The organism is Hydrogenophaga sp. (assembly GCF_031426985.1).
Lineage (GTDB): Bacteria > Pseudomonadota > Gammaproteobacteria > Burkholderiales > Burkholderiaceae_C > Hydrogenophaga.
Map to the genome: position 1 here is coordinate 1 of NZ_JASJOY010000147.1, position 2,185 is coordinate 2,185.

Consider the following 2,185-nt stretch of genomic DNA (forward strand, 5'->3'; position numbering starts at 1 on the left):
GTGAAGTGCACGACGGCGCCGCCACCATGGACTGGATGGAGCAGGAGCAGGAGCGCGGCATCACGATCACGTCGGCTGCCACCACCTGTTTCTGGAAGGGGATGGACAACTCCTTCCCTGAGCACCGTTTCAACATCATCGACACCCCCGGCCACGTGGACTTCACCATTGAGGTGGAGCGTTCCATGCGCGTGCTGGACGGCGCCTGCATGGTGTACTGCGCCGTGGGCGGCGTGCAGCCCCAGTCGGAAACCGTCTGGCGCCAGGCCAACAAGTACAAAGTGCCGCGTCTGGCCTTTGTGAACAAGATGGACCGCACCGGTGCCAACTTCTTCAAGGTCGTCGAGCAGATGAAGTTGCGCCTGAAGGCCAATCCTGTGCCGATCGTGATCCCGATCGGTGCCGAAGAGCACTTCACGGGCGTGGTCGATCTGCGCAAGATGAAGGCCATCATCTGGGACGAAGCGTCCCAGGGCATGAAGTTCACCTTCGAAGAGATCCCCGCCAACCTGCTGGAGCAGGCCAAGGAGTGGCGCGAGAAGATGGTGGAAGCCGCGGCCGAAGCCTCCGAAGAGCTGATGAACAAGTACCTCGAAGAGGGTGACCTGTCTGAAGCCGAAATCACCGCCGGTCTGCGTACCCGTACGCTGGCCTGCGAAATCCAGCCGATGCTGTGCGGCACCGCGTTCAAGAACAAGGGCGTGCAGCGCATGCTGGACGCTGTGGTCGAACTGCTGCCCTCGCCGGTGGACATCCCCCCGGTCGGTGGCACCGACGACGACGAGCAGCCCACCAGCCGCAAGGCCGACGACGAAGAGAAGCTGTCCGCGCTGGCGTTCAAGCTGATGACCGACCCGTTCGTGGGTCAGCTGACCTTCGTTCGCGTGTACTCGGGCGTGCTCAAGAAGGGCGATACCGTCTACAACGCGGTCAAGGGCAAGAAAGAGCGCATCGGCCGTATCGTGCAGATGCACGCCAACAACCGCCAGGAAGTGGAAGAAATCCGCGCTGGTGACATCGCTGCTTGCGTGGGCCTGAAGGAAGTGACCACGGGTGAAACCCTGTGCGATCCGTCCGCCATCATCACCCTGGAGCGCATGGTGTTCCCGGAGCCGGTGATTGCCCAGGCCGTGGAACCCAAGACCAAGACCGACCAGGAAAAGATGGGCATCGCCCTGAACCGCCTGGCCGCCGAAGATCCGTCCTTCCGCGTGCGCACCGACGAAGAATCCGGTCAGACCATCATCGCCGGCATGGGCGAGCTGCACCTGGAAATCATCGTTGACCGCATGAAGCGCGAATTCGGCGTGGAAGCCAACGTCGGCAAGCCGCAGGTGGCCTACCGCGAAACCATTCGCGGCACCGTGGAAGAAGCCGAAGGCAAGTTCGTGCGCCAGTCCGGTGGTAAGGGCCAGTACGGCCACGTCGTGCTCAAGATCGAGCCGCAGGAAGCCGGTAAGGGCTTCGAGTTCGTCGATGCGATCAAGGGCGGCGTGGTGCCGCGCGAATTCATTCCCGCGGTGGAAAAGGGCGTGAACGAAGCGCTGGGCCAGGGCGTGCTCGCCGGTTACCCGGTGGTGGACGTCAAGGTCACGCTGCACTTCGGTTCGTACCACGACGTGGACTCGAACGAACTGGCTTTCAAGATGGCCGCCATCTTCGGTTTCAAGGAAGGCTGCCGCAAGGCCCAGCCGGTCATTCTGGAACCCATGATGGCCGTGGAAGTGGAAACGCCGGAAGACTACGCCGGCACGGTGATGGGCGACCTGTCCAGCCGCCGTGGCATGGTGCAGGGCATGGACGATATGGTTGGTGGCGGCAAGGCCATCAAGGCCGAAGTGCCCCTGTCGGAGATGTTCGGCTACTCGACCTCGCTGCGCTCTGCAACGCAAGGCCGCGCCACGTACACGATGGAGTTCAAGCACTACGCCGAAGCACCGCGCAACGTGGCCGAAGCCATCGTTGCCGCTCGCGCCAAGTGATGCACGGCCCTGCGCAGCGAACGCTGCGCAGGGCTTCCCATTTCATGGTCTTTGGCGCCGCGCAAGCGGTTGGTCGGCTGCCCGTGGCGGACCAGTGCTGGAAACCTTAAACACACACGGGTTTTGTTCTTTCAACAGAGGTATTTGCAATGGCAAAAGAGAAATTTGAGCGGACCAAGCCGCACGTGAACGTGGGCACCATT

General features: G+C 62.2%; 1 protein-coding gene. It reads left to right on the top strand.

Features of this window, described 5'->3' with window-relative positions; genetic code table 11:
* A partial coding sequence (gene fusA, locus RMP09_RS16185) for an elongation factor G (protein ID WP_310567014.1) occupies positions 1-1,982 on the top strand: 1,982 nt, incomplete at its 5' end.
* Positions 1,983-2,185: the final 203 nt, after the last annotated feature.